This is a genomic window from Streptomyces sp. NPDC091287 (assembly GCF_044768525.1).
Lineage (GTDB): Bacteria > Actinomycetota > Actinomycetes > Streptomycetales > Streptomycetaceae > Streptomyces.
On record NZ_JBIVUV010000009.1, the window covers coordinates 202,481 to 226,710 of the forward strand.

The window sequence follows — 24,230 nt, forward strand, 5'->3', positions numbered from 1 at the left end:
TTCGCGAGGGCCGACCGACGGCAGGACCGGGCGATTCACGCAATGATTCCCGGACGCCCGACCTTTCCCATACGATCACATTTCAACAATCAACTCAGGGCCGACGTCCCCACACGGGCCCCGTTCATGTGTGTGAGGAAGTCTCCATGCCGCCCTATCAGCCTTCCGCGGACTGGCAGTACGAGATCCCGACCGCGGGAAGCAAACGTCTGCCGCCCGCGGCCCGTTACGTCGAGTCGCTGACGCACCAGGGATACGGATTCGAGGCGGCCGTCGCCGACCTCGTCGACAACTCCATCGACGCGGGCGCCCGTAACGTCGTGATCAGCTTCCTCCGGGACGACCAGCGGCTGGTGGGGCTGCTGGTCGTGGACGACGGCCACGGCATGAACGACGAGACGCTCGACACCGCCATGACGGTCGGCGGACGCCAGGAGTACGGGGACAGCGCACTCGGTCACTTCGGCGCCGGCCTCAAGGCCGCCTCGCTCTCGCACGCCGACTCCCTCACCGTGATCAGCCGCACCAGACGCAGTCCGTCGACCGGCCGCCGCTGGCTGACCGCCAGCGCCCGGGCCGACTTCACGTGCGACATCGTGGACCCCCGCTACTGCCAGGCGCTCGTCGACCGCTACGACGGCCTGATCGAGTGGCACGGCACGATCGTCCGCTGGGACCGGGTCCGGGCCTTCGAGACGATCACCGCCGGCCAGGCCGACCGTTTCCTGAACGACGCCATCGAGAAGTTGGAGACCCACCTCGGTCTCCACCTCCACCGCTTCCTGGCCCGCGACGACTTCAACGTCGACATCGTCGTCGAGGACGTGACGACGCGGGAGGAACTCGACCACCGCGGCGTCGAGCCGATCGACCCGTTCGGCTACCGGGTATCCGGCCGTCCCGGCTACCCGCGCACCTTCACCGCCCCGGTGGAGGGTGTCGGCGAGGTCCCGCTGACCGCCCACATCTGGCAGCCGAAGTCCCCGCTGGTGAGCTTCCGGGGAATCGGCCCGCTCGCCGAGCGCCAGGGGTTCTACATCTACCGCAACGACCGGCTCGTCCAGGCGGGCGGCTGGAACAGCACGCGCAGCCCGGAGGGCCACCTCGCCCTCGCCCGGATCGCCATCGACCTGCCGGCCGAGGCGAACGACGTCTTCAGCCTCACGGTCAAGAAGGACGGCGTGAGCGTCACCCCGGCCTTCGCCCGCGGCCTGGAACAGGCTCTGGACAGCGCGGGGAACGACTTCGCGTCCTACGTCAAGGAGGCGGAGGCGACCTACCGGGAAGCGGCCCGGCGCGCCACCGAACCCCAGCGCAAGGCGGTTCTCCCCGCCGGCAAGGGCCTCGACCCGCGGCTGAAGCGCACACTGCGCGACGAACTGCCCGAGCTGGAGGGCGAGGACCCGATCACGTTCCGCTGGGACAGCCTGCGCTCCGACGTGTTTTTCGAACTCGACCGCGAGGAACGGGTGGTGAAGCTCAACAAGGAGTACCGCCAGGTCTTCAACGGCGGGCGTCGGGGCGGTCTGAACGATGCCCCGGTGGTGAAGAGCATGCTGTACCTCATGGTCAACGAGATCTTCCAGAAGGAACGGGTCCGGGCCACCCACCTCGACAACATCGCCCTGTGGAACAGCGTCCTCGTGACGGCCGCGCGCTGCGAACTCGCGCGCTGACCCGTTCCGTCCCGCCAGCCCAGTTCCCGCCGCCGTCGGAGAAGAGACCCTCCATGACCGACCCCCTGTTCAACCTCCACGCAGACGTCCTCGCCGCGATGCAGCGCGGCGGCCCCCGGAACTTCGACAGACTCGCCTTCGCCCTCGCCGACGAGGAAGAGCCCGCCGACACGGAACAGGGCCGGTTCCGGGACCGTGTCGCGGGCTCGGGCCCGGGCGACGAGCTGACCGCGCTGTGGCACCGGACGCTCACCACCTGGGACCTCGCGGAGCAGGCGGACTGGTCGTCGGCTCCGCCCCGTACGGACGAGCGGCGTGCGGACGCGTACGACCGCCTCGGCTTCGACGCCGACCTGCGCAAGGTGCTGAACCACGCGATCCCGGTGTTCAAGGAGCCCGGCCCCACGATCATCAGCACCACGCCGACCTCGTGGTACTCCCGCGACACGGCCGCGGTCCGGTCCTTCTACTGGACCGCGTACGAGCAACTCCTGCGCCGCAAGGGTTGGTCGGACGCCGCCGTGGCGGGCCTCGACGAGGCGAGCCACGCCGTGGTCGAGCGGCTCGCGGACCCGATGCGCCCCGAGGCCTACGGCGCCCGGGGCCTGGTCGTCGGATACGTCCAGTCCGGCAAGACCGCCAACTTCACGGGCGTCACGGCCAAGGCCATGGACGCGGGCTACCGCCTCGTCATCGTCCTCGGCGGCACCCTGAACCTGCTGCGCGGGCAGACCCAACGCCGCCTGGACATGGAGCTGATCGGCCAGGAGAACATCCTGCGCGGCGCGGACCCCGACGACCCGGAAGCCCTGATCGGCGTCGACTACCAGGACGACGAGGACTGGCCGGAGAAGTTCGTGAGCCACCGCGGCCGCCCGTCCGCGCTCGGCGCCTTCGACGTCGAGCGCCTCACCACCCGGGACGACGACTACCAGAGCCTCGCCACCGGGATCCGCGCCCTCGAATTCGACAAACAGGTCCGCACACAGCCCCTGCACGTACCGGACAACCTCCACCGCGCCGCCGCCCGCGTGATGGTCGTGAAGAAGAACAAGTCCGTCCTGAGCAAGCTCATCAAGGACCTCAAGAAGATCGGCGGCCCGCTGCTCTCCGAGATCCCGACGCTGATCATCGACGACGAGTCGGACCAGGCGTCCGTCAACACGACGGACCCGAAGAAGTGGGAGGAGGGCAAGGTCACCCGTACGGCGATCAACCGCCAGATCTCGGATCTGCTGGGGCTTCTCCCCCGCGCCCAGTACGTGGGCTACACCGCGACGCCGTTCGCCAACGTCTTCGTCGACCCCGGCGACGGTGAGGACATCTTCCCGCGCGACTTCCTGATCTCCCTGCCGCGCCCGACGGGCTACATGGGCGTCCAGGACTTCCACGACCTGGACCGCACCGACGAGTCGGCCGTCGGAAGCGCCGAGCGGGCACACGTACGCGGCATCTACGACGACGCCCACGGCGACCGGCTCGCGGAGGCCCTCGACGCCTTCGTCCTCTCCGGCGCGCTGAAGCTGTACCGCCTGACCCAAGACCCCTCCCTGGAAGACGACTTCCGGCACCACACCATGCTCGTCCACGAGTCCGTGCGCATGGCCGAGCACACTGCCCTGGCCCAGCGGATCAGCTCGATATGGCAGCAGGCCGCCTACACCAGTCAGGAAGGACACGCCCGCCTGGCGGCCCTCTTCACCTCGGACTTCCAGCCCTTCACCGACGACGAACTGCCCACGCCCGCCTCGTACGAGGAACTGAGGCCGCACGTCTCCCGCGCCCGCCAACTGATCAACTCGGGCGGGACGCCGGTGCTCGTCGTCAACGGCGACACCGACCGCGACTACGACCAGCCCGAGCTGGACTTCGACCGGACCCCCAACGTGTGGAAGATCCTCGTCGGCGGTACGAAGCTCTCCCGCGGCTTCACCGTCGTGGGCCTGACGGTGACGTACTACCGCCGCAGGACCCAGCAGGCCGACACCCTGATGCAGATGGGCCGCTGGTTCGGCTTCCGCCCGGGCTACCGCGACCTGGTACGCCTCTACATCGGCCGTGCGGAGCCCGCGGGCAGGACCAAGCCGGTCGACCTGTACGAGGCCTTCGAGGCGATCTGCCGCGACGAGGAGACGTTCCGCGCCCAGCTGACCCGCTACGCCACCCTGGTCGACGGCAAGCCACAGGTGACGCCGGCCCAGATCCCACCGCTGGTCTCCCAGCACCTGTCCTGGCTGAAGCCCTCCGCCCGCAACAAGATGTTCAACGCGGAACTGGTGGAGATCCGCTCCCCGGGCGAGTGGGTCGAACCGACGGCCTACCCGACCGCCGCGGCGGACCTGCGCCACAACGCGGAGGTGTGGCGGCCGGTGCTGGCGTCGCTGGATCCCGAACCCTGCGTGTTCGTCACCTTGTCTGAGGGAGACCAAGGCAGCTACATCCGCTATCCGGCCAGGACCGCCGTGCTCAGCCACAGCCAATTGCTCGGCGTCATGCGGGAACTGGCCTGGGGCAGGCCCGATCTGCTCGCCCCGCACATGGAATACCTGAGCGATGCCAGCGACGCCGGCTGTGCGACGGACGACTGGGTCCTGATTCTCCCCCAGACTTCCGGAGTCACCAGCGTCCGGGCGGAGTTGCCTGGAACTGAGCCGCTCACTCTCGTACAGCGCAAGCGCAATGCGCTGGGAGTGTTCAACCGCATCTCCGGCGTCTCTCATCGTCAGTCCGCCGAACGGATCGCCGGCCGTCGGCCACTCTGTGAAGACGATCCGTTCGCCACCCAACTCCACCAACCGCGACGCGGAGCGCTGCTCCTCTACCCAACGGTGGACCCAGCACTCGGAGCCCCAGCGAACCTGGTGACCCACGGGGCTATTGATCCGGCGAAGGTGGTGATGGCAGCTGCCCTGATCCCTGCCATCAGCTCGGTGGGCAAGCAGATGACCGGCGTCAGGTTCCGCGCCATCGACTCATCCCGTCCAGGTGATGCTGTCGTCAACACCGTGAGATAACGGAGTTCAGACCCTAGGCCTGGCAGCCCAGGCGGACCAGTAAGGAGCGAGCTGTGGTGCCCCAGCCAGATGAATGGACCCCTCCAGAGGGTTCGTGGGCATCATCGGCCGCGCGACGGCGGAATATGCAGGCGATCCGGAGCAGGGATACGAAACCGGAACGTCTGATCCGCAGACTCGTCCATGCGAACGGCCTGCGCTATCGGGTGGCCGCAAGGCCCTTGCCCGACCTTCGCCGGACCGCTGACTTGGTCTTCCGTCCGGCGAAGGTGGCCGTCTTCATTGATGGCTGCTACTGGCACGGCTGCCCGGAGCACTACGTTTCCCCGAAGACCAACCCGGGTTACTGGTCAGAGAAAGTAGCCAGGAACGTCGCCCGTGACCGGGATACCGACGAGCGGCTCTCCGCTGCCGGCTGGCTCGTCCTGCGGTTCTGGGAGCACCAGAGCTCAGACGCCTGCGCCCTGTCGATCATCAGCGCTGTCCGCGAGCGCAGGAACGACCTGCTCGGGTAGCGGCTTCTGCTGGGGCGCGCTATTCCTGGCGTCACGCTCGTCGGCCGCGCGCAGCACATCCGCGATGGCCTTTCCTACCGCGGCGGCGACAGGGGGCGGGAAGGCGTTTCCGATCTGCCGGTACTGGGCAGTCTTTCCGCCCGTGAACTCCCATTCCGCCGGGAACCCTTGAATAATTGCCGCTTGTTCCACCGTCAGCATGGGGCCGCCAGCTCCGAACAAGTCCCGGCCCTGGCTTTCCTTCTTCACGCCTTGCTCGTGGCTGTTAGCCACTCCCATACCCGAGACTCCGAGGGTTTCCCAGGCAGCCTTGGCCCTACTTGGGCCAAGGTCGGCCCCGCCGTGTTTTTTGGACCCCCCGACCAGGGTCGGAGCGATGCCCCCATCCTTCTTCTCCAGGGCGGCCTTGGATGCCTCACTCACCCATCGATTGAGGGAGTTAGTGGCGATTTCCCCAATTTCGCCGCCCATCGAAATGTACGGCGCGTAACGCGCCTCCATGCTCTTCTCCAGAGCATCAAAAACGCTGTACACGCCGCCGGTGGGAGTGGGCCAAACAAACTTGATATCGCCGAGCACATCTGCGCGGATGGCTACAAGGACTGCACGCGGACGCAACTGAGGTACACCGAAATCGCTAGCTTCCAGGACTTCCCACTCGCAGATTTCGTAGCCCATGCCAGCGAAATCTTCCTCAAGTCCAGTTTCCGGCCTCTTCGCCGTGCCGCCCGCAAGGCGCGCTTCAATGTAAGTCCGATAGTCCACAAATTTTGCATCTTTGATGCCACGGACGTTTTCAATCATCACCGCTTTAGGGTGCAGCTCGTCAACCAGTTCCAGCATCCGCGGGAAGAGGTCTCGCTCATCATCCTTCCCCAGCTGCTTACCAGCATGCGAGAAGGGCGGGCAGGGCACACCCCCAGCGAGGAGGTCGAGTTCACCACGCTGCAACTGCCGTCCGAGAAATTTAACCGGCTTTTTCAGGCCGGATCCAGGATGCCTCTCCGACGGAATGGGTCGGAAATTGTTGACGTCATCAGAAATGACATCACAATATCGCTTTTCCCAGCTCCAGTTCTGCCGGTGCTCAATATTCCATTCCAGAGTCTTCACGGCATACTTGTCGATCTCCACGAGCGCGAGATGCTTGAAGCCTGCCTGGTGGAGGCCGATGGCCTGTCCGCCGGCCCCTGCGCAGATCTCGATGGAGATGAGCGGACGAACGTTAGGGGCCACGGGCTCCTCCTGGTGCGACTGATACAGACACGCAAGTGTCGCATCCGCCAGTGACACCAGGAGTCCCCCTATGCGAGCCCCGCCCCCTGCGACCCGTTCAGCTCTCCATCAGGTCCCGCAGATCCTTCTTCATCTCGTCCCTGAGCACGGCAGGCAGCTGCCTGTACATGCCCCAGGCGCGGTCTACGGGCCGGAGAGGCCGAGCATCAGCTCCCATCCACTCCAGCAGCTCACGCTTCTGCGCGAGAGGCAGCGCCTTGACCCGGGTCCACACCTGACCAGCATCCATCTGCACCCCGGTCAAGTCCTTGACCAGCTCGTTACACCGCGCGCACTCGGTGAGGAGATCCTCAGCCGCCGCGGAACTGCCTGAAGCGTGCGGATTGACATGCCCGAGCGTGAGCCGGGCCGCGGAACCCGGCTCGCCCGGATACGCCTCGGCCGCACCGACCCCACAACGCCGGCACCGGTGGAGATCCCGCTCAAGAACGAAGCGCCTCGTCTTCGCACTGATCTGGCGCAGCCCGGCCGCCCGGTGCTCCTTGTCCCAGACCGGTGCCCCGATCTCCTCCAGAAAGAGCTGCTCGGGCTGGAGGCTGGGCTTGTCCAAGTTCGTCCTGATCACCCAGCCAGCGGGCCGGAGATCACGCATCCTGCGGTCGACCTGTTCGGTGCCCGTGATCGCGGCACGCAGCGCCGCTTTCGAGAAGACGTTCCCGACCCCGACCTCATCGCGCAACCACAGCGCCACCCGGACCCTGGCCCCAAGTGTCCCGTTTCGCCAGTCCAGACCATCAGATGCCACGCACTTCCTCCATAAATTAGAACGCACGAACGAAGAGTGACTCTTTCGAGTGACGAGATTACCTTGCCGCCGCTTGCCGCGGCAAGCGGCGGCAAGCTCTCTTCGAGCGACGCTGCGCTCGTCACCCGAAGATCGGAACGACATGACCACCAGGACCGCTGGCCAGAAGGACCTGACGCCCGCCATGACCAGCTGCATCGAGATCTGCGCCGGAGCGGGAGGACAGGCTCTGGGACTCCAACGTGCGGGCTTCGAGCACACGGCTCTCGTCGAGCTGGACCCCGACGCGACACAGACGCTCCGGCTGAACCGACCCGGCTGGAACATCATGCAAGCCGATGTCCGTGGCATCTCAGCGAAAGACCTCACCGTGAACGGCCAGGCAGTAGGACTACTGGCAGCAGGAGTGCCATGCCCGCCCTTCTCACTCGCGGGTGAGCAGCTGGGACCCGCGGACGAACGAGATCTGTTCCCCGACCTGCTCCGGCTCGCTGGCGAGCTTCGCCCGAGCGCGGTGATGGTGGAGAACGTCAAAGGCATCCTTCAGGCGAAGTTCGCCGCCTATCGCGCGGACGTGATCAGCGTACTGACACGCCTGGGCTACAGGGCCGACTGGCGGCTCCTGCGTGCCTGCGACTACAAGGTTCCACAGTTGCGGCCCCGTGCCGTCCTGGTGGCCATGCGACCGGAGGTGTTCGAGCGATTCCGCTGGCCCTCCCCGACCAGCAGCCCCGAGACAGCGCCCGCGGTGGGCAGCGTCCTCTACGAGTCGATGGCTTCCGCCGGCTGGGAACTGGCCCGGCAGTGGGCCGACGGTGCGATGACCATCGCACCGACGATCTGCGGTGGCTCCCGAAAACATGGCGGCGCCGACCTCGGACCGTCTCGCGCCAGGAAGGCATGGGCGCAGCTCGGTGTGAACGGATCCAGCGTCGCCGATGAACCCCCGCAGCCGGGTACAGCTCTTCCCGTTCGACTCACGGTCCGGCACATGGCCTTGCTGCAGGGGTTCCCAGATGACTGGTACTTCGCCGGCAACAAGACCTCCGTCTACCGCCAGGTGGGCAACGCCTTCCCGCCGCCCGTGGCGAAAGCGGTGGGCCAAAGCCTGGCTGCCGCTCTCGGTCAGACGGCCACCGCTTCGCGATCCCGCATGCCCCAGACTCCACGGCCGCCAAGCGATGTGCCGGGCAGCACACTCTTCCCGCCTTCCATGATCAATCCGGGCTTCAGAGCCTGAGATGGCACGACCAGCCGGGCTGACTCCCACCTGCCATGGGACGACCGGTCATGCGGAACAGCTGAGAGCAGCCACGACCGGCTCACGGTGGCGACGCTGAGCGCATCCCCCTGCTCGCCTACGAGGACAGCGCCCATGATCCATCCAGGATCGGCGTTCATCACCTCACTCTCATGACGAGTCAGGTGGACGATGAGGCGGGTCGGGTCCGTCGTCGCCTTCACTTCAAGATGTATCCGCTCATCAGACGGGGTCGTGGCGCCAATGTCGTACCCAAAGGCGTCTGACACCGCTGAAACGTGCTCCACCGCCGTCAGGCCCGCTTCCCGCAGAAGCGCAAGCAGACACCTCTCCCCCGCGGTGCCGATCGCTCTCCTCTTTTCGTCATCGGCCGCATTCCATAAAACGTGGGGGACAACGGCGCTGTTCAGTGGAAGGCGATCACCGACATCTACGACCGGAAGACCTGCTGCGGTGATCAGGCCCGTTCGGCGCAGCCATTCCAGAGCCTCGGCATACTGGACAGGGGTGAGGTCGGCATAGCGAGGGTGATGGGTAAAGAGCGTGCGCGCCCGGGGAACGTCGGCGATCCGCAGATACCTCAGCCAGCGCAGTGCCGCCTCGCGGGTGCCGTCACCGGGCAGCGACGGCATCGACATGCCTCAGCAGCGCTCGGACGTCCGCCATGTCCATCCCTCCAGCGACCGGAGCCTCCTCCTGAAGGTCAGCGAGCTGCTGGACAGACGGGTCATCAAGGATCTTGCCCATGAACTCCAGTTTCTGTTCGAGGCGCAGAGCGACGACCTCGTCCACCGTTCCGCGCGAAGCCAGCACCGTGACGTTGGTCTCCGTGCCTGGCGCGAGCCCGAGCCGGTGGATACGGTCCAGGCTCTGCAGGAAGCGGCCCGCCATGAAGTCCCGGTCCACGTAGACAGCGTCGTGGCAGACATGATGAAGGCTGATTCCCTCTCCCAGGGTTGCCGGGTTGGACAGCAGCACCGAACAGTCAGGATCCTCACGGAATCGGCGGATCTCCTCCGCCCGGTCGGGGGTCCCTCCGTGGACCACAGCCGGCTGATAGCCCGCGAACATCCGCTCCATGGTGCTGAGGCTGCGCACGAACGTCGTCCAGACCAGCGTCTTCCGCCCCTGCTCAGCGTTGGCCGCGACGATGCTGAGCGCCTCCTGGTACTTCGGGGACAACTCGTAGTTGGGAAGGTCTCTCATCAGGGTGTAGAGGGAGTCCCCGTGCGGCACATCCAGCGGGGGTACTTGATAGGTCAGCGGTTCGTACCGGCTGGTGCCCTCAGCGAGCAGCGCGGGACTCGTCGCCGCCATCAGAAGCCGCAGCATGGCCTTGCCCAGGGCGTCGAAGTCATCACGCGCCGCCTCGGCGCGAGCTGAGTACCGCCCCACAAGTGCGTCGTAGATCTCCTGATGCAGGCTGGGCATGTCGACGTACCGGATCTTCGGGTCGAAGGGCGGCAGACCGAGTTCCGATTTCGTGGTGCGGGTGAACAACGGGCGCAGCACCTGGCTCGCGTACGCCAGGTCGCCGCCGGCCACAGCTCCTGTGACGACGCGGCGGCCATGCCCAGGCCAGACGAACGAGAGCAGGTTCTCCAGGTCCCGGGCGCCGTTGGGCGCCGGTGTACCCGTCAGGATGAGGCGGCGTCTGCTGAGCGGGCCAAGCGCCATGCAGGCGGAACCGTAGATGCCCCGCGTTCCCAGCTTCATGCGATGCGCCTCGTCCAGAATCACCATCGACGGCGCTGCTCTCAGCCAGGAGGCCAGCGCCGCCAGCGAACGGTCGAGCCGCTCATAGTTGATCACCATGATCTCCGCGGTGGCATCGGGGCTGCTGCCCATCACACCGAAGCGGAGCGGCTCCTTGAAGCAGACGGAGTTTTCGAACTCCCATGATTCATAGGCCGATTTAGGGCTCACAACAAGCAGTCTGAAGGCTTCTCCGCGCTCTCTCATCGCGGCGAAGACCGCCAGCCCCACGCGGGTCTTGCCAGCCCCCGGCACACTGAAGTTCGCTCCGTGGCGGAGGGACAGCAGCCGGGCGATGTCACGCTGCTGGAAATCAGTGAGAGGCGCGGCCCATTCAGCTCCGAGAAGTGCCGGAATCTCCTCGTGAGTGATGGTCTGGTGGGAGCCGTCGCCGGCACCCTCCAGCTGTTGCTGAGCAGCGTCCGCGTCATCCAGGACCCCACCCACCAACTGGGCGAGTTCGTCATCCCACTCGACGTCCCCGGGCGATGGCCAGGTCCCGAGTTCGCCAAGACCGACCAGAAAAGCCTCAAGCTCGATTTCCGCGGACAGCGGTCCTCGCTGCCCGCCACCGGGGAACCGGGAAGCCAACTGAGCAAGATCAGACTGACGCCCCTCTTGAGCGCGGAGGACTGCCCGTGTGCGGGTCACGTCGAAGGCGATCCGCAGAGACGGTTCTGCCTGGCCTGTCACGCCCCGCCCTCCTTGCGTGCGGCATCGAGCAGCCAGGTGACCCCGTCCCCGGGCTCCTTGATACTGCGGGCCGCCTCCATCGCCAGCTTGCCCAGGCTCTCGCGCAGTTTGAGCACCGCTTCATCGAAGATCTCCTCGTCGAGGCTCCGCGACGCGCGGGAAAGAACGAGGTCCGTGATGCACTGGTCGATGTCGTGGCAGGCATCCACGATCCGGTCAGGCGCAGCCTGCTTCCGCTTCCGGACTCGGGCATCCTTTCCCGCAGGCTCCAGAGCCTCTTCCACCGCCGCTTTCACCGCGGTGATGGTCTTGGCGGCCTCGGCAACCTGTTCCAGCGAGGCGTTGTCACCCGCCGCCTCCACGGCCTTCACCCTGAGAACGGAATCGGTGAGCGCACGCGCTTCGGCGACCTTGGGATCAGCAGCACGAACCGTACGGTTCAGCCCCGGGATCGCCACCGTCGCGGCAGGAGCAGCGGCCGGCACCTGAGACCTGACGGCCTCGGGGAGACGGGTGTCGAGGTACCGCGATTTGAAGTCCGGTTCGATGAGCCGTACATCGGTCTTCGAGAATCCGAGAATGATCGCGGTCAGCCGGCTCTCCTTCATCAGGTCAGCCTTCTCCTGGCTGGACGCCGACTCCTTGGCCCAACGCCGGTGAAGCTCCTTCAGCTTCTCCTGGTGATCTTCGAAGTCGAGCAGCCGCAACTGCGCACCGCCGGTCCTGCTCCGCTCGACCAGGTCGTTGAGAGTCGCGAGAATCCACTGATCCTGCTCGCAGACGCGCACGGTCGTCCGGAACTCCCGGGCAATGTCGGCAGCCGTACGGCCCAGGCCGATCTGCTCCTCGATGGCCAGCAGGCGGTTGATGTAGGAGTAGTCACGCCGGTGGTCCTTGCGCAGCTGAAGCGCCAGCTCAACTCGGTTGATGTCGTCCCACGTGCAGGAAGAAGGGAGGACTCCGACTCGGATGTTGGGTTCGCCCAGATCCTGGAGCGCTGCCCGCCGGGTGTTCCCATTGACGAGAATGCCGTCCCGCGTAATGAGCCCGGGGTCGTTCTGCTTGAAATCGCGAAGGCTCTCCAGGAGAGCGTCGAAGTCCGGGTCCCGCTTGGACGGGTCTGACGGCAGTGCCCTCAGCAGAAAATGAAGGTAGTCCTGGCTGTCCCTGCTGAACGCGTCCTCGTCCAGACCCCGGTCGCGCACCGGGTCGTGGGTGCGCTGGGCACGGATCCGGTGCGTTCCCGGGTTGTAGTACAGCGCGCTCACCGGCATATCGATGACTTCAACCTGGGTCGGCTGGCCCCGCCATTCGATGCGGAGCGTTTCCTGAACCCCGCCGGCGTCCAGGCGCTCCTTCAAACGGCCCTTCACCAAATCCTGGATCTCGGCGGCAAGCGGCGGGCGCCCGAAGTCTTTACTCATCGTCAGTTCTCTTTCTGTGCTGAGGGGAAGCAGCTCAGGCGCCGGCCGGTGCGGCAGCGCCGGTCGTTCGCCATCCGTCACATACAAGCGGGCTAGGACAAGGCCTCACGGAACTTGGCCCGCGACTCAGCCGGAAGCGTCCGGTAGACGGCCCAGAGTTCTTCGGCGGCGCTGAACTCGCGCTTGTCCTGCTCGATCCAGCGAAGGAGAAGGCCGCGTTCCAATGATCCAAGGCGGCCCGCGCGGCCCAGAATCACACTCAGATCGGCTGCCTGCCCACGGCCGCCGACACGGCACCGCTTGCATTCCGCGACCAGCTCGACCTGCTCGCCGCCTGCCGACTGCTTCACCACCCGTCGGGCGATGTCCAGCTGCGCGGCTTCGTAGCTGCCGGCGTACACCTCTCCGGGGGCGATTCCGCAGGAACGGCAGAGGTGTCCGTCACGCGCCAGAACATCCCGGCGCTGCGTCTGCGTGACGGAGGTCCCGGACTTCGCTGCTTTGCCGGGTTCCCAGACCGGGAGTCCCGGCTTCACGAAGCGCTGCTCGTGCTGTCCCAGGCCCGCGTCCTCACGGTTGGTGTCGATCTGCCAGCCGTGGTCGCGGAGGTCGCGCACCCGCCGGTCGGCCTGGCTCACCCCCGGAAAGGCACCCTTTACGTCTTCCTTCGTGAAGACGTTGCCCTCGCCTACGACGGTGACCAGCCACAAGGCGGCGCGCTTCATGGTGCCGAACTTGGTGTCCGTCCACGACGGCAGAGTCATCAGGGTCTCCTCGCTTCAGACTTCAGGTGCTTCGACAGGCGCCAAGTCCCGGGCGGCAGTCCGCGAGGGTCCTGGTGAGAGACACCATGGCCGTTGTGGGCACCCCAGTGCCAGCCCTGACGGAGTTTCGAGGGCAGACGGAAAACCCGTCCCGCTTCCCCAGCCGCATCGTGAGACGGACAATCGCACTGACCTGTACTAGTGGCGCGGCTGCACTCTTGAGGAGCAGAGCTTGCCGAAGAGATCCCACAAGTGGAAAGAGCTGCGCAGCTCGGTTCCCCCCGCTCAACGCGCTTTCGTTCTGATGCTGCGAAAAGTCCGCGAGGTCAGCGACCGCACTCAGGCGCAGATCGCCGGGGACGTGTACCTGGCCCCGACATCGCTCTCGAACCACTTCAACGGCGGCCGGATTCCCGAAGCCGAGCACGTCGAGAAGCTCTACAAGATCCTCGACGACGAGGCGGCAACGTCATCGAGGCCTATGCCCTGCTCGTTGCCCTTGCTGCTGGAACTCCGCGACAAGGCTCTGATGAAGCACTGTGAGTGCTGCGCTGCCGGTTCGACCGAAGCCGCTGTCCGTTCCTCCGAGCCTCAGCCGACGGTGACAGGTTCGCCGGCCCCCAAGCCCGTCCGCCGCCGACCCCGCCGACCCCGCGTCCGGCTTTCGACTCTGCGCCACAGCATTCCGCGGGCACCGGCACAAGCAAAGGTGCCGGTCCCCCTCCGAGGGGGGGACCGGCACCTCACCACACCTGCTGATGTCGCCTGGCCGGAGATCAGGACGCTCGCCGAGAGCCTGTCTGCTGGCCGGTCGAGAGACGCCGACGTCATGATGTGGAGCGCCGCGACCACGCTCTCTGCCCGCGATGTCCAGATTTTCGTCGCTCAATGCCGAGCGGTCGGTCTGGAGGAAGCAGCAGATCAAGTGATCACGAACGCAGCCCGTCGCGACGCACAGGCGGTACTGAATATCGCGTCCGCACTTCACAACAGCGAGCAGTACTCAGACGCCGGCCTCCTGCTCACCGCAGCGGCTCAGGAGGACTGAACTTGACTTGGCATCACCTTAGGCAGCCTCGGCTTCGTAGTGCATCTGAGCACGGCCAAGGGCGCCGTCCGGGTCTCCTCCCTGGACAGCAAGCCAATGGAGCAGGTCAGTAATGACGTCGGTAACCGTGTCGTCAAGCGCGGCCAGGTCGAGACTCGACGTACCGCTGCGCTGGCCGTACACCGACAGCACCGCAGCCACACGCCTCATGCGGCCCTCGCACTCTGCCGGCTTCAAGGAGAGCTCACACCAGATGACCTTCCCGGTTGCCGTGCGGGCTGCCCCCCAGTCCTGCGCCATCGCGGCGATGAGGTGCAGACCTCTGCCGCATTCATCACTGTCCGCACAGGCCTCAGCCAAGGGCGTCGGCAGGGCACGGCTCCGGTCATGGACCTCAAGCCGGACTCGCCCCTCCCTCAGTTCAAGAACGAGCGAGGCGGCAACGTCCCGGCCGACATGCTTGATGACGTTGGCCCCCAGCTCAGTAGCGACGAGTTCGGCCTCCCCCGTGAGAGCTGACGCACCCCACGAGCCGAGCTGAGATCTCACCGCTCGGCGCAGCTCGGACAGCTGGGCTGGCGCCGCTTCGAACGGCACCACATATCGAGGCCATGCTTCCTCGCTCTCGCAGTGGCACATGCCGACTCTCCCCTCACGCCATGGCGGATCTGCGCCCACCGCTTACATACGGCGACGCTGTGTAGTACTCCGATGGCGAGTATGCCAGCGAGAAGTCTCGCCATGTAACTTCTCACAGGCCTCGATCGGGTGAATGACCCGTGCCTAACCCGACCTGGCTTTAGCCTTGTTGCACACCCAGACCGCGGTTTGCAGCTAGGGAAAGAGCCTTCGATGCCCGTCAGGACGACCACCACGCGTCGGCGGCAGCTCGGCGCGATGATGCGGAAGCTGCGAGCAAGCAAAGGCATGACCCTTGAGGAGGCTGGTCGGCTGGTGGGCGTATCGAAGGCCACAGTCAGTCGTTACGAGACTCAGGAGGGCCCGGTGAAGTGGCCCATCGTCGACGCCCTGTGCCGGCAGTACGACGCGACGGAGGCCGAGCGGTGCGCGGTCGTAGCTCTCGCCAAAGATGCGAAACGGCAGGGCTGGTGGGGGCCGTTCAGCGACTCGATCCCGGCCGACATGAACCTCCTCCTCACGCTGGAAGACGAGGCGGTGCGCGAGGACCATTTCTCCTGCATGTACGTACCAGGGCTCTTGCAGACGCGGGGGTACAGCACCGCGATTCAGCGGGCCAATGAGATGCGCTTGGCACCAGAGGAAGTCGAGCGGCTCGTCGATATCCGCATGAAGCGCCAGGAGATCCTCGCCCGCGAACGCCCTCCGCACCTCTGGGCCATCCTGGACGAGTCGGTCATCCGGCGCGTGGTCGGGTCGCCCGCGATCATGCGAGAGCAGCTCGATCACCTCCTCAGGGCGAACGAGTCGCCGGGCATCACCCTCCAGGTCCTCCCGTTCTCCAAGGGTGCACACGCGGCTGCTCTGGGAAGCTTCGTCATCCTGGGAGGGGCGGAACCGTCACTCGATGTCGTCTACGTAGATCTCCATGTCGGCTCGGTGTTCATGGAGAAGAACCACGAACTCGACCGGTACCGGCTCGCGTTCGACTACCTGCGCGCGCAAGCACTCGACATGGCCGCATCATCAGCTGTAATCGAACGCATCTGCAAGGAGATCTGAAGAATGCCTTCCACCCCGTCCGGCGATGCCCAGAGTTGGTTCAAGTCCTCGTACAGCGGCGGCAATACCACCGAGTGTGTAGAGGCCGCGCGCCTCGGCGAAGCGACGGCGATACGCGACTCGAAAGCCGTGGAAGGGGGCTCGCTGCTTTTCCGGCCGACCTCATGGGCTTCTTTCGTGTCGGCCCTTCAGGATGGACGCCTTGGGGCATGAACCGTTCTCGATCACGCCGTCAGGGCTGATCTGCCGCCCGCGCGGCTGCCTTTCTGGCTGCGAATGCGGGCACATTCCTTGCGTCTGCTTTTTCGGCCCTTACTCGCTGTCGCTCAGCCGCGCCGCGAACTTTTCGTAGGGCACCGCGTGGTGCCACGCCGCATCACGGATGACGGAGTATCGGACGACTTCGGCCGGCTCAGTGATCAACTCGACGTCCACGAGGTGGTCATCGTCGTCGAAGCGGAGTTTTGCGGCGAGCCGACTGTCGAACAACCAGACATCCTCGGCCGGAAGCTGGAGACGATCGGCATCCACTCGCCACAGGTTCCGGATGTCTTCCCCCAGACCACTGTTCCGCTTCGCGTTGTTCAGAAGGTAGAGCTGCCCTGTGGTCGGCGGCTGATCAACGATCCGTACCCGTTCGACACGTTTGCCCTGCTCGGTCTGGGAACGGATCAGCTCGCAGTACGGGTCCTCCACGGACCAGTCGACACTGCCGGTCTCGACGAACTGGCGGTAGGTGTCCGTGGCTTCGTCACTGGCGAAGCGCCGCCGGGTCTCCAACCGCCAGGCCGAGTGGCTGAACGTACGGAACAGGCCCTCGAACTCGTCCAGGTCGAGGATCCGAGCCTGCCGGGTCGCGCCTTTCGGCGTCCAGTCGACCAACAGCTCACGCGGTACGACCACCGCGACCTCGCCCTCGGACAGGTGCTGGAGCTGGGCGATATCGTCGACATCGGTCAACGGCGGCCCGTGAACGATAACCTCTCCGCTCGCCGCGTCCTCATAGACAGATGACCATCCCGTACCACCGCTGCCCATGCCGTTGAACCGCAACTGCCGTGCCATCACAGCCGCCTCCCACCTCGAAGGGTGCTCCGTCCGGTGTCCCAAGGTTGTCCGACGGCCCGCGTGGATGTCGAGGGATCACCGCGCGCTCACGAGAATCTTCACGAATATCGGCCGTGGCCGTTCACGGCCGGGCGCCCGACCGTGAACGGCATGACCGAGCCGGCCACGTACAGCGCCTCTCCCGAAGGGCTTCCAGTGCGCGTGGGAGCCGAGCTGCACCCGCAGTCGAGGAGAGGATCTATCCCTTCATCCCCGCCACCTGCCGCGACCGCTCCTGGAGCTCGCGTGCAGCCCGGATCTTGCCGTACGGCGCGATGCGCTTGCGCATGGTTGTGAAGTGCTCGTCACCGCGTGCCGAGGAAAGCCCTACGTAGTCGTCGAGAAAGGTGCCCCACGTGGTGCAAGCCTCCTCGATATGGCCGAACTCGAACTGCCGTTGCGCCATGACCGCGTTGGCGTGGAGTCGCCCTTGCCTCTCCTGCTTGGGCTGCGCGCGGAGTGAGGTCTTCAGCGCTGCGATGGAGCCCGGCAGGTCACGTGTCTCGTACAGAACGTGGGCCACGTGGAACTGGTAGGCGGCCTGGTCGTAGCCTCCGATCGACTCCCGCCTGGAATCGGCTTGGGAGAGCGCGGACTCCGCCTCACGCAATCTCTCAAAGGCGGCGCGGCGGTCTCCGACCATCGAGGAGGCGTGGGCCTGCTGTCCGCGAAGGAAGGCCACCAAGCGAGGCCCTGCATCCGGTGCCGCCTCAGCTGCCGAGTCGGCGAGCTCCAGGGCCCGCTGGCCGTACCGCAGATGGGATGCCTGGAGACTCATGCCGCGCAAGGTACGGCAGTACGTCGCGTGGTCGGATGCTTCCTGCGCGAGGCGCAACGCCTTCACGTAATACTGCTGGCCGAGGCCGTGGGCCCGCTCGTACATGGCCATCCAGCCGGTGAGGTAGGTCAGGTCGGACGCGGCGGAGAGCATGTCGCGTCGAACCGGTCCGGTGGCGGAAGCGCGCAGGTACGGCGCGACGGTGTTGACGAGGAACGCGGCGGCCATGGGTCGAGCGTGTCCTGCGCCGAGCTCGTCGAGAATGTCCGCGATGCGGTCCGTCATCGTGCGGACGGTCGCCACTTCTGCCGCGCCGATGCGCCCGGTCGGCCGGACCGAACGTTCCCGTTCCTCGGCGTAGGCCTCACCTGCGAAGAGAGGGACGGCAAGGGCAGCCGAGTACAGGCCTGCTGCGACAACTCCGCGCCGTGAGGGGTCCATGTCAGCCCTTCCGAGGTCCAAGAGGGAGTCTGTGGTGTCCGCGGAGTTTGCTGCCGGGCTCGGCTTCGGCGAGCGCAGGCCCGCTTCGGCGTAAGTCACCGGACGGCCGAGCTTCCGTTCGAGCACTTCGACGATCACTGGCCGGACCTGCGCTCGCGGCTGCGTCCCGCTCAGCCAGTGCGAAACGGCGGACTGGTCGTACTTCAACGCCAGACCCGCTTCTCCGGCTGTGCGATTCACGGCGTTCGCAAGCTGCGTCCGGGACCATCCAGCCTGTTCAAGAAGGTTCTCAAGGCCTGAGTTGCGGTCGCTCCTAGGTGGCACGGGCACACCAACTCCCCGGAAATTCATGGCTTTCACGGTTACGCCTGTCTCCAACGGTACCGGGATGAGCACGGCGCGCAGTTATCTCTACACAGAACGCGATCAAAAGCGGCCATGAGCGGAGATGCCTAGTGACCGACGTGATGAAGACAGGCAGCGCCGCAGGCGCAGGCCGCCCCAGGGCGGTATCGGCAGGTGAGGAGGTGGACACGGAGCACGAGGTGCGGCGCGTACTGGCCTTCCGGCTCGGTACGACCACCCGCGCGGAACTCGACGACGCGGCAGTTTCCTTGCGCGGCCGGGCGTTAGCCCTCGCCGACGCTCTGTCGGTCGGGGCGCGAGGCATGAGTGGGACTGACCGTGGCTACCTCCTGGAGGTCACCCACCTCCTCGACAACTCTCCGGCTCCGGAAGCCCTGTCGCATGAGGTCCACTCCCACGTCCGCGCGCTGGCCCGGGTTCTCCGGAAGCTCGCTGCGATGAACGATGCCGATGATGCGGGAAGAGCGATCGCGTCCCGACCGCCCCTTCCTGTACGGCCGGTTCCGGGGCGAGGGCGAGGCGCGGGGCGGTGAGCGAGCGAGCCCGGCAGATCGGATACGTCGTCTGCCTTGCCGCCATCGGCTCGTCGATCATCGCGGCGGTGTGGTCAGGCCGGTAGCCAGGCACCGCGCCCCTCCACGCGCCGCAGGGCTGAACAGCACACCCCATCAGCCTCACAGACTCCCGCCCGGCTGTCTCCATGGACGGTCGGCAGCCGGGCGGGGCCAGGAGCACGACGGTGCGGAGACCGAATCTCCGCGACATCAGCACCGAAGGGACCCTCCCATGAACGGAAACCTCTACGCACTGCCGATCCCGCCGGCCGATGCCTTCGCCATCTACTGCGGCGGCAACGCCGGCGGCTCCAACGAGACCTGCGTGAGCCTCGCCGCGATCCCCGGGGCGGAGGCCTCCTTCGTCATCCGTGACAGCAAGCCCGCGGGCAGGGAGCTGCGCTTCACCGAGGCCGAGCTCGACGACTTCGCCACCGGGTGGGTCAGGACGAGGGGTCTGACGCTCTAATCTGGCTCCCTTCCTGAGCACGAAGCACCACACAGTGGGCCGGACCGGACAGGCTCCGGACCGGCCCGTCTCCCCCAGCGAAGGGCGCAGATGACCTGGTCAGGACACTGGCACGGATACGGTCCGTGGACCGGCAGCAGGGACGCGTACGGCCAGGAGGCCCTACGCCGTCCGGGTGTGGAACTGAACTCCGAGCAGACCCGGGCCTTCGTCGCCTCGACGCTGCCGCCCCTCATGACCGGGCACTGGCTCATGCGGCAGGACCAGGCGGCTACGGACCGCACCTGGACCCGTGTGGTGGGCGCCGTCACCTGGCTGAAGAGCACGTACGAGGCGAATCCCCCTGCGGAGAGGGACGACGGCGGCCGCGCCTACGTCACCCTCGAACACAAGATCGCGCACGCGATGGACTCGCTGCCCCGAGGGGTCGACGTCTGCTGGGTGCACTACACCAAGTCCCAGAGCCTGATCTCCTTCTCGGTGGTGTGCTGCCTCAACCACCACCATCCCAGGCTCCCCTGCCCCCTCCCGCCCGCCTGACCTCCGTACCCCTTCGGTGACGTGAAGCGAGGAAGCCATCCGTGTCACTCAACCTCTTACTGCCCGAACCGGGCGTGACAGCGCTCCTGACCACCTGGCCGGACAAGCCATGCGTGTACGAACGCGAGGCCGGCGAGCTCGACCGTGTGATCACCCCGGAGAGCATCGACCACTACCTGGAAACCGGGTGCGTGCCCGCCGACGAGATCGCCGTCGTGAGTGACGGCACGGCGCTGCACCCCGACCGCCACCGCACGGCGGGCCGGACCGACCCGGCGAAGCTGCGGAGCCTCTACGAGGACGGGCACACGATCCGGCTCGGCAACCTCCAGCGGGTCGTCCCTTTCCTGGCTGACGTCTCCCGCGGCATCCAGCGGGAGACCGGCTACAGCAACTACCTGCACGCTTTCGTGACCCCACCCGGCTCTCAGGGTCTGCTCCACCACTGGGACCAGCAGATGGCCGTCATCGTGCAGATCGCGGGCATCAAGCGGTGGCAGCTCTGGCGCCCGATGTTTCCCTCCCCGATGCGGGAGTACCAGGAATCCTTCCGCGTCTGGGACCCCGACTTCGTCCCGCAGTGGGAGGTCGCGGGCCCAGATCTGGAGGTCGATCTCCAACCGGGTCAGTCCCTGCTCCTGCCGAGAGGGTGGGTTCACAACCCTCATACGCTCGACGCGCAGGCCCGCAGCATCCACCTGACGTTCGCGATCCGGGAACGCACGCCGCTCTGGGTCGCGGAGAAGCTCGTCGGCGGTGTGATCGAGAGTGACGCCTTCCGGCGCGTCATCCTTCCCGGCGAGATCACAGGGCAGCAGCTTCCCCAACGTGTGCGGGACGTCCGTCACGCGCTGGTCGAGCACCTGGCCGGTCTCGATGTGGACGACTTCGCTCGGTTCCTGGTCCGAGCCGCCGTATCGGAGAAGGAGTACACCACTTGATCCGCTGAACGAGGAGCCGACCGAACCGGGCGGCGTGACCGCAGCACGAGCTGCCTCACGCCGCTCCGGTGTCACTGCGGCATCCTCAGAACCGGTCGACCTTCTCGCCGTCCGGGACCTGGTAGCAGCCGGACACCACCATCAGGTTCAGGCTTGGTGCCTTGCCCTTCGCGAAGTGGGTTCGCCCTGTCCGCACCCAGACTGGAACTTCAGGACGTGGATCCAGCCTCAGGGCGGAAGCACGCTGATTGAACGGTGACCTCAAGTTGGGCCGGATCGTCGCTCTGCCTGCCATGGAAACGGGCATCGACGGAGAATTTCCCATCGGCCGAATCGGCAACAATTTGCGGACTCTTCCCCTGACTGTCATCTGGGCCGTCCTTTACGATCTTCCACCCCTTCTTGGGCAGCTGGCCTCGCAATCTTTCCATTGCTTCCTCCAGCTTCTCGGCGGGAGGCCCGTAGACGCCCCAGGGGTGATGTGCTCGAACCGTTCCTCCCTCACACGGAGAGATCATGGCACCCGCTTCGGTCATCTTCGCTTGCAGCGAAAGGATTTCCAGGATCGAGCTCGAAACCTTCTCGACCTCGTCCTGCACTTCGGAACTGGCACGCACCGGAGCGTCGGCGCCATTCTCGTTCATCCCGGAACACCCCAAAAGAAGCGAGCAGAAGAGGGTTACGCAGGCTGCAGCCTTGCGTGTCTTGCTAGTCATGCTGGACTCGATCATATTTTCCCGCAATCACGGCCGCTTGATTTCTGAGGCTGGTTGATTCAGGATCCCAAAACCCACCATGATCAGCCGAGTCGCTCTTCATGATGTTCCCGCCGAAGCCTTCGTCGGTGGGGATCGTCAGATTGTCGCCGAGTCCGACCAAGCGGCCCCCTTGGCGGACGATTTGGTCGTCCCCAGGGCCACCCATGGCCCACACGTGCTGGGCGCCGACTCCTAGATCCGCCGCATGGTCGGCCTGCACGCCGGGACTGCCAACAACGATCACATCATCAGCGATCCGTGGGGTGGGCCCGAATTCCCCGACCGGCCCGATGTCCGACTGGGCGGCAACGCCCACAACAGTGGTTCCATAGCTGTGCCCAATTAGCGTCGTGTGGCCGGGGTCTCCGGGGTTGGCTTCATGTGCGGCCTTGTTTCCTTCCATAAAGCTGCGCAGCGTCGGGCCGGCATCTTCTGCGTACGACCCCCGAGTGGCTTCGCCTACTACCTTGTCGGGAGCGTCGTAGTCGAGCCAAGTGATAGTGGAAAAGCTCTTATCGGGAGCCATCATTCCACTTTCCGCCCACAGCCTCTCGCTTCTACCCAAGTCACCCAAGCCAGGGCCCTCAGCGATCTTCTCGATGTTGGCTTTAGTTCCCGGCACATATACGGCCGTATGGTCTGCGGTGTCAGGGTTCCCGTTCGCCAGGATGATTTTTCCGTCAGAGTGACCCACAGGGTCGTAGCCAAGCAGGTACGCCTCGGGGAGGCCGCGCACGCCGGTCCGGTCGAAGCGGTCCTGGATCTGGTCCATCCCCTTGAGGTAGCCCTCAAGCTCCCTTTTCCTGTCGCTGTATCTGTCATCCCACTCCATGTACTCGTCGGAGTGCACCCTGACCGGGCCTCTGGCGGTGTTGATGTACGTGTACTTCGTTGGCGCCGCCGGGATCGCCTTCAGGGCCTGTTCGTACTCGCCGCGCTTCTCCGCGAAGACCATGCGGTTGGCCTCGTCACGGGTCACGGCGGGAAGCCCGTCCAGCGCTCCGACCGCAGCGGCGTTCAAGGCCAGGTGGGCCGACTGCTCGTCCGCGTTGAGGCCCTTCCACCAGGCCGCGTTGTCCTTCGGGCTGCCGTTCTTCGGGGGCTCCGGCAGGGAGTCGGTGTAGGCCTTGCCCGCCTCGCGGACGCCGCCCGTGTCCGACTGCGCGTCCGCCCAGTCCCGGTCGGAGACCGTCAAGTCGTCGTCGGCCTTCAGTGCGCGCAGCTTCGGCGCCCACTTCGTATCCGCTTCCGTGGCCTCTTCCAGGGCGTCGGCGATCCGGTTCGCGTAGGTCATCGCCCTGCCGTAGTACGGGTTCGGGTGGATGTTGATCGCCTGGCGTTCCAGCGCGTCGGATGTCGGGCTGCCTCCCGCGCTCCCGGTCACCGTCCCGCCGTCCGCCGTCTTCTCGTCACCGGGCTTCCTGCCCGCCGGATACGAGACGGAGCCGTTCGCGTTCACCGTGCAGCCGTCGGCCCGTGCGTCCTCCATGGCCGCTTCCAGCTTGCGCTTGGCCACCGCGATGTCGAAGGCGAAGCCATTCAGCGCGGTGCTCACCAGGCCGCACTCGGTCTGCGTGTAATGGAAGTTCTTCGAGAGGCTCTTGAGTTCCTCGACCGCTGCCTTCGCCGCTTCACCCTCCAGCTGGTTGCGGAGTTCCACACTGATCCGGTTGTCGATCGCGTCCTTGGCCTCGGAGGCCATATCACCGGTCGTCCGATAGCCGTCCGCGGCCTCTTCGTACTCCGACGGCTTGAAGGCTTTGAGTGTCGCAAGGTCCATGACCGGGCTCACTTCTCCTTCGCCTGGCCACCGACGGGCTCGGTGTCCTCGTATTTCACCTTGAGCTTCTCCAGCTCCGCCTTGGCCTCCTCGTCGGACTTCGACAGATCGTGGCCCGCTCCCCGCAGAAGTCCACCCAACGCTTCACAGCGGGCGCTCACATCGCCCACGTACTTCTTCCAGGAGTCGTAGAGCTCCTTCTGCGCCGCCGCGCTCTGCGACCCGGCGGTGTCCCCCAGCCCCGACTGCCCGTCGGCCAGCTTGGCCAGCGCCTTGCCGACGCCGCCCTTGAGACCGGTGACTCCCTCACCGGCCTTCACCCACGTCTTCCTGTTCGACTTCAGATCGCCCGCAGTCGCGCCGCCCGTGGATCCGCCCTCCGCCGGGGCCTGGTTCAGCTGCATGTGCGCCGAACCATTCACCGCGACGTCAGCTTTGATTTGCTCCCATTCGCCCCACGCCACCGTAGAAATTCTCCCCGCTGTCCCCGATATCCCCGTTCCCCGTGGTCCCGTGTCCCGGACACCTCGGGTTGAGCCGACATGATGTCCGGCTGCCGTGGGCCAAATCAAATGCGGCCCTGATCTCCTGTTCCACCGCTCCC

General features: G+C 66.0%; 22 protein-coding genes. 10 read left to right on the plus strand and 12 right to left on the minus strand.

The window, feature by feature from the left end; genetic code table 11:
- Window positions 1-146: 146 nt before the first annotated feature.
- From ACIQRW_RS17595 to ACIQRW_RS17605, 3 genes are read left to right on the plus strand one after another with little or no spacing between them, the layout of a single operon-like run.
- A complete protein-coding gene (locus ACIQRW_RS17595; protein WP_403760758.1) occupies window positions 147-1,676 on the plus strand; it encodes an ATP-binding protein in 1,530 nt (509 codons plus the stop codon).
- Window positions 1,677-1,729: 53 nt separating this feature from the next.
- Entirely contained in the window at window positions 1,730-4,690 is a 2,961-nt protein-coding gene (locus ACIQRW_RS17600; RefSeq protein ID WP_403760761.1) for a Z1 domain-containing protein, read from the plus strand.
- Between the two features lie 56 nt (window positions 4,691-4,746).
- Window positions 4,747-5,205, plus strand: coding sequence for a very short patch repair endonuclease (locus ACIQRW_RS17605; RefSeq protein ID WP_403761063.1), 459 nt, complete (start codon window positions 4,747-4,749; stop codon window positions 5,203-5,205).
- On the opposite strand, the gene ACIQRW_RS17610 is transcribed toward ACIQRW_RS17605, so the two are convergent.
- Together ACIQRW_RS17610 and ACIQRW_RS17615 are read right to left on the minus strand one after the other, a co-directional pair.
- Window positions 5,140-6,441, minus strand: coding sequence for a DNA cytosine methyltransferase (locus ACIQRW_RS17610; protein WP_403760765.1), 1,302 nt, complete (start codon window positions 6,439-6,441; stop codon window positions 5,140-5,142). The genes ACIQRW_RS17605 and ACIQRW_RS17610 overlap by 66 nt on opposite strands.
- A 97-nt stretch (window positions 6,442-6,538) precedes the next feature.
- Window positions 6,539-7,246: an HNH endonuclease gene (locus ACIQRW_RS17615; RefSeq protein WP_403760768.1), complete on the minus strand. Its 708-nt coding sequence runs from the start codon at window positions 7,244-7,246 to the stop codon at window positions 6,539-6,541.
- A gap of 142 nt (window positions 7,247-7,388) precedes the next feature.
- On the opposite strand from ACIQRW_RS17615, the gene ACIQRW_RS17620 reads away from it, so the two are divergent.
- A complete protein-coding gene (locus ACIQRW_RS17620; protein WP_403760771.1) occupies window positions 7,389-8,486 on the plus strand; it encodes a DNA cytosine methyltransferase in 1,098 nt (365 codons plus the stop codon).
- Here the strand turns inward: ACIQRW_RS17620 and ACIQRW_RS17625 are convergent.
- The 4 genes from ACIQRW_RS17625 to ACIQRW_RS17640 all read right to left on the minus strand — a co-directional run bounded on the left by ACIQRW_RS17625 (window position 8,372) and on the right by ACIQRW_RS17640 (window position 13,143).
- Window positions 8,372-9,139 (minus strand): protein NO VEIN domain-containing protein, encoded by a 768-nt coding sequence (locus ACIQRW_RS17625; protein WP_403760774.1) that lies wholly within the window; start codon window positions 9,137-9,139, stop codon window positions 8,372-8,374. The two genes, ACIQRW_RS17620 and ACIQRW_RS17625, sit on opposite strands and share 115 nt — an antisense overlap.
- A complete protein-coding gene (locus tag ACIQRW_RS17630; protein WP_403760776.1) occupies window positions 9,120-10,955 on the minus strand; it encodes a DEAD/DEAH box helicase in 1,836 nt (611 codons plus the stop codon). The genes ACIQRW_RS17625 and ACIQRW_RS17630 overlap by 20 nt, the downstream gene beginning before the upstream one ends.
- Window positions 10,952-12,379: a transcriptional regulator gene (locus tag ACIQRW_RS17635; protein ID WP_403760779.1), complete on the minus strand. Its 1,428-nt coding sequence runs from the start codon at window positions 12,377-12,379 to the stop codon at window positions 10,952-10,954. The genes ACIQRW_RS17630 and ACIQRW_RS17635 overlap by 4 nt, the downstream gene beginning before the upstream one ends.
- Before the next feature lie 92 nt (window positions 12,380-12,471).
- A complete protein-coding gene (locus tag ACIQRW_RS17640) occupies window positions 12,472-13,143 on the minus strand; it encodes a hypothetical protein (RefSeq protein ID WP_403760781.1) in 672 nt (223 codons plus the stop codon).
- A 232-nt stretch (window positions 13,144-13,375) separates the two neighbouring features.
- Between ACIQRW_RS17640 and ACIQRW_RS17645 the strand changes: the two genes are divergently transcribed.
- Window positions 13,376-14,191, plus strand: a complete 816-nt coding sequence (locus tag ACIQRW_RS17645) for a helix-turn-helix domain-containing protein (RefSeq protein WP_403760784.1) — start codon at window positions 13,376-13,378, stop codon at window positions 14,189-14,191.
- An 18-nt stretch (window positions 14,192-14,209) separates the two neighbouring features.
- Here ACIQRW_RS17645 and ACIQRW_RS17650 read toward each other — a convergent pair whose 3' ends face one another.
- Window positions 14,210-14,791, minus strand: coding sequence for an ATP-binding protein (locus ACIQRW_RS17650; protein WP_403760787.1), 582 nt, complete (start codon window positions 14,789-14,791; stop codon window positions 14,210-14,212).
- 252 nt (window positions 14,792-15,043) lie between these two features.
- Between ACIQRW_RS17650 and ACIQRW_RS17655 the strand changes: the two genes are divergently transcribed.
- The gene (locus ACIQRW_RS17655) at window positions 15,044-15,892 is read left to right on the plus strand and encodes a helix-turn-helix domain-containing protein (RefSeq protein WP_403760789.1); all 849 of its coding nucleotides are present in this window, start codon (window positions 15,044-15,046) and stop codon (window positions 15,890-15,892) included.
- Window positions 15,893-15,895: 3 nt separating this feature from the next.
- Window positions 15,896-16,105, plus strand: coding sequence for a DUF397 domain-containing protein (locus ACIQRW_RS17660; protein WP_403760792.1), 210 nt, complete (start codon window positions 15,896-15,898; stop codon window positions 16,103-16,105).
- A gap of 99 nt (window positions 16,106-16,204) precedes the next feature.
- Here the strand turns inward: ACIQRW_RS17660 and ACIQRW_RS17665 are convergent, their stop codons facing one another.
- Window positions 16,205-16,957: a DUF6879 family protein gene (locus tag ACIQRW_RS17665; protein ID WP_403760795.1), complete on the minus strand. Its 753-nt coding sequence runs from the start codon at window positions 16,955-16,957 to the stop codon at window positions 16,205-16,207.
- Between the two features lie 241 nt (window positions 16,958-17,198).
- Window positions 17,199-18,569, minus strand: coding sequence for a hypothetical protein (locus ACIQRW_RS17670; RefSeq protein WP_403761066.1), 1,371 nt, complete (start codon window positions 18,567-18,569; stop codon window positions 17,199-17,201).
- Window positions 18,570-19,370: 801 nt separating this feature from the next.
- Between ACIQRW_RS17670 and ACIQRW_RS17675 the strand changes: the two genes are divergently transcribed.
- From ACIQRW_RS17675 to ACIQRW_RS17685, 3 genes are all read left to right on the plus strand, one after another.
- Window positions 19,371-19,607 carry a DUF397 domain-containing protein gene (locus ACIQRW_RS17675; RefSeq protein ID WP_403760798.1) on the plus strand — a complete coding sequence of 79 codons (237 nt, stop codon included), beginning with the start codon at window positions 19,371-19,373 and terminating at the stop codon, window positions 19,605-19,607.
- Between the two features lie 90 nt (window positions 19,608-19,697).
- On the plus strand, window positions 19,698-20,147 hold the full coding sequence (locus ACIQRW_RS17680; RefSeq protein WP_403760801.1) for a hypothetical protein: 450 nt from the start codon (window positions 19,698-19,700) through the stop codon (window positions 20,145-20,147).
- A 41-nt stretch (window positions 20,148-20,188) separates the two neighbouring features.
- Window positions 20,189-21,088: a JmjC domain-containing protein gene (locus ACIQRW_RS17685; RefSeq protein ID WP_403760804.1), complete on the plus strand. Its 900-nt coding sequence runs from the start codon at window positions 20,189-20,191 to the stop codon at window positions 21,086-21,088.
- 209 nt (window positions 21,089-21,297) lie between these two features.
- Here the strand turns inward: ACIQRW_RS17685 and ACIQRW_RS17690 are convergent, their stop codons facing one another.
- The 3 genes from ACIQRW_RS17690 to ACIQRW_RS17700 are packed head-to-tail and all read right to left on the minus strand — an operon-like array spanning window position 21,298 to window position 24,030.
- Window positions 21,298-21,804, minus strand: coding sequence for a hypothetical protein (locus ACIQRW_RS17690; RefSeq protein ID WP_403760807.1), 507 nt, complete (start codon window positions 21,802-21,804; stop codon window positions 21,298-21,300).
- Window positions 21,797-23,626: an alpha/beta hydrolase gene (locus ACIQRW_RS17695; protein WP_403760809.1), complete on the minus strand. Its 1,830-nt coding sequence runs from the start codon at window positions 23,624-23,626 to the stop codon at window positions 21,797-21,799. Before ACIQRW_RS17695 ends, ACIQRW_RS17690 begins: the two co-directional genes overlap by 8 nt.
- 8 nt (window positions 23,627-23,634) lie before the next feature.
- Window positions 23,635-24,030: a hypothetical protein gene (locus ACIQRW_RS17700; protein WP_403760812.1), complete on the minus strand. Its 396-nt coding sequence runs from the start codon at window positions 24,028-24,030 to the stop codon at window positions 23,635-23,637.
- Window positions 24,031-24,230 lie beyond the last annotated feature (200 nt).